The sequence below is a fragment of the Oleiphilus sp. HI0123 genome, from assembly GCF_001635315.1.
The window spans coordinates 1-3,314 of record NZ_LWGE01001523.1 but is presented as its reverse complement, the minus strand read 5'-3'; the positions used below and the strand labels follow the sequence as shown (position 1 = coordinate 3,314).

Sequence of the window (3,314 nt, the reverse complement as noted above, 5' to 3'; positions counted from 1 at the left end):
TATATCCAGAAATATACTATTTTTTTTACAATTATCGCGTTTTCGTACCTATAATTAAATAAACTACTTAAGAAACATATATTTATGAAGCCGACTCTTCAACCCTTCAAATCCCAAGGTTTTACTCTGATCGAACTGGTCATTGTTATCGTATTAATTGGAGCGCTTGCAAGCATCGCGTTACCTAGATTTAGTGACCTATCTGATGAAGCTGAACTAGCGCAGGTTAGGAGCATTGCTGGAAATTTGCAGGCAGGCGTTAAAACTGTCAAAGCAGTCTTCCAGGCAGCAGGCCATACCACTCGCACCCAAAACCTGACAAACTTTGGCAATGGCACGATTGACACCAACAATATCGGCTACCCAATTGGTGTTGATAAAGGCACAGGTAATGAGAATATAGGGCAAGGCAACAACGGCTGCATTGGTGTCTGGCAGGGCGTATTGGAAAACCCGCCCTCAGTTGTTGTTGGCAACAACAATGAAGCCTATCGAGCTTACCGCCACACCGGCAACAGAGTCTGCAGCTACGCTTATCGCCTTAACGGCGACACTGGCAATCGCAATAACAGCTCCTTGGTTATCAAGTACGACTCGCGCGACGGTAGTGTCGTAAGCTGCGGCACTCACGCAGATCTACCCGCTTGCTAACTCTTCCTTAAGCGCTTGATGATCATCAACGATTTATTTCTGTTTTAGCGATACACTGCACACGCTAAACTAATAACCCGTTTTTCATCGTCGATACTGACAGAGCTATTTATGTCGAACACAAATCAAAGCTGCTGCGATTCAGCCGTCAAACACACCCTTAATCCTTTAGATGATATCATTGAGCGCTTAAAAAAATTGGCAAACCCGATATCGGAGACAGAATCAGTTGCACTTATTGATGCACACGAAAGAGTGCTCGCTGAAGACTTAGTCTCTACACTTAATGTACCGCCCACAGATAACAGTGCCGTTGACGGCTACGCACTAAACCTTGATGACTTCTCTGAGGGTAAAGCCTTCTGTATCTCACAACGCATTCCTGCCGGGCACCAACCCGAGACACTTGAACGTGGCACTGCTGCGAGAATATTTACCGGCGCCTCGATACCAGCAGGAGCGAACTGCGTCATTATGCAAGAACAGGCGACAATCAATGAGCACAACAAGGAGGTAACCTTTTCCTCCCAGCCTAACGCTAAGCAAAATATTCGCCCTCGAGGTCAAGATGTTCAACAAGGCCAGGTTATTTTACAAAAGGGCCTAGTCCTTTCCCCTGCCCGCGTTGGCTTAATTGCTTCGATTGGTATTGCTAAGGTCAAAGTGTTTCGAAGACTAAAAGTCGCTATTTTTTCAACTGGAGACGAATTGGTAGAACCGGGCGATAAGCCCTCTTCTTCACAAATATTTAACTCCAACCGCTACCTACTTACCGGCATGCTCAAAAGCCTGAACGCAGATATAGTTGATCTTGGCCTCATCCCAGATCAACTCGAAGCAACGGTTAAAGCTTTAAACTCGGCGAGTGATAAAGCCGACATCATCATTAGCACTGGCGGCGCATCCGTTGGCGAAGAAGACTATGTACAAAGTGCAATCAAGTCATTGGGGAGCATTGATTTCTGGCGCGCAGCCATCAAGCCCGGTAAGCCTTTTATGTATGGACAAATTGGCGAAACACCAGTACTCGGTTTGCCCGGAAATCCAGGCGCAGTATTTGTTACCTTTTCGGTATTGGCTCGCCCTTTCTTACTCCATAAGCAAGGTATTAGCGACACTAAACCTCAAAGTTACTCTCTTGCCCTAGACTTCGATATTAAAAAGTCCGGCCCCAGAAGAGAATTTCTGAGAGTTCAGCGAAGCCAAGGCAATCGTCTGATTCGTCACCCGAACCAAAGCTCTGGTATGCTAAGCTCTGCAAGCTGGGCGGAGGGTTTCGCTGTGATTAAAGAACACACTCAACCAAAAGCAGGGGATTCTGTCGAGTTTATACCTTTCCCTAGCATTTTTTCTTTGCCGGTATAGCAAGCATTATTAAGTTACGAGACGACCTTATGAATATCCTTTTTTTTGCCAGCTTGCGAGAGCAGCTCGACTGCGATAGCGAACAATGGACCGAGATCGACGGCATCCAGACGACTGGCGATATCAAATCCAAGCTTCAGTCACGGGGCGAACCCTGGTTAAGCGCGCTTGCTAACGAACGGATCATTATTTCAGTCAATCAGGATATCGCCGATGCAAGTACTGCTGTTAAAGTAGGAGATGAAGTAGCATTTTATCCCCCGGTAACAGGCGGTTAGTATGAAAATATCTGTCAGCGTTCAGCAAGAAGATTTCTCAATAGAAAATGAGTACCAGACTCTACGGAACAACCACGCCCTAGCAACTGGCGCGATCTGCACGTTTTCAGGCTTGGTTCGGGAATTCGGAGATCGCCCTAATGTAAATGGCATGTTCCTGGAGCACTACCCTGGCATGACAGAGCAGTGCTTACAGAAAATCATTCAACAAGCAGCTGAACGTTGGCAGATACTTGAAGCGAGAGTCATTCACCGCGTTGGCCCTTTGCACTTGAGCGAACAAATTGTCTTCGTTGGCGTAAGCTCTGCACATAGAGCAGATGCTTTTGCGGCCTGTGAGTTTATTATGGACTACTTAAAGTCCGACGCGCCTTTCTGGAAAAAGGAAATCACCAAAGACGGTGCTGAATGGGTTGAAGCAAAAGAGAGCGACCTAGATAGAAAAAAACGCTGGTAAAATGTCTGACTTAAGCCACAATAATTTCGCCCTGGAACGACTCGACCCGCCTCGCTTTCCTCTCGCCAAGCAATTCTATAAACAAGCGAACTACCATTCCCACGTCGGTAAAGAAGACGAGGTTTACATCCTTAGAAATAACAACTCAAACAATAAAATCGTTGCGGCTGTTCGCCTGGTCAAGAGCGATCAATATCTGATTCTACGCAGCATGGTCGTGGTTCCATCCGAGCAGCGGCAAGGCATAGGAAGCAGGCTACTTACCGAACTAAAACCACACCTGACAAATCGCGAGTGCTGGTGCTTTCCTTTTGAGTGGCTTAAAGACTTTTATGCTCAAATTGGCTTTCAGCTTCAGAATATAGAACAGGCTCCTCCTTATATCGCTGAATCTCTTCGTCGCTATCTTCGACAAGGACGAAAACTCACCCTAATGAAGCACCCGCTTGCTTGATTTTCCCCAGATATCCTCCATAGTGTATCTTACAACGGTGTCTAAATCGGCTTCATGCCATGACCCAGTCTGTACAGAATAAGGAGCAAGTGACGTGCATTCCGTAAAA

General features: G+C 46.3%; 5 protein-coding genes. All 5 read left to right on the top strand.

All coding sequences use genetic code 11. The annotated features are described in order from the left end of the window. Positions 1 to 84: 84 nt before the first annotated feature. The 5 genes from A3761_RS20300 to A3761_RS20280 all read left to right on the top strand — a co-directional run bounded on the left by A3761_RS20300 (position 85) and on the right by A3761_RS20280 (position 3,205). On the top strand, positions 85 to 651 hold the full coding sequence (locus A3761_RS20300) for a type II secretion system protein (RefSeq protein ID WP_068512784.1): 567 nt from the start codon (positions 85 to 87) through the stop codon (positions 649 to 651). 111 nt (positions 652 to 762) lie between these two features. Further along, positions 763 to 2,016, top strand: a complete 1,254-nt coding sequence (gene glp / locus A3761_RS20295) for a gephyrin-like molybdotransferase Glp (RefSeq protein ID WP_068512791.1) — start codon at positions 763 to 765, stop codon at positions 2,014 to 2,016. 29 nt (positions 2,017 to 2,045) lie between these two features. Continuing rightward, positions 2,046 to 2,294, top strand: coding sequence for a MoaD/ThiS family protein (locus tag A3761_RS20290; protein ID WP_068512793.1), 249 nt, complete (start codon positions 2,046 to 2,048; stop codon positions 2,292 to 2,294). A gap of 1 nt (position 2,295) precedes the next feature. Then, positions 2,296 to 2,751, top strand: a complete 456-nt coding sequence (moaE, locus tag A3761_RS20285; protein ID WP_068512795.1) for a molybdopterin synthase catalytic subunit MoaE — start codon at positions 2,296 to 2,298, stop codon at positions 2,749 to 2,751. A gap of 1 nt (position 2,752) precedes the next feature. Continuing rightward, positions 2,753 to 3,205, top strand: a complete 453-nt coding sequence (locus tag A3761_RS20280; protein ID WP_068512804.1) for a GNAT family N-acetyltransferase — start codon at positions 2,753 to 2,755, stop codon at positions 3,203 to 3,205. The last annotated feature ends 109 nt before the right edge of the window (positions 3,206 to 3,314 follow it).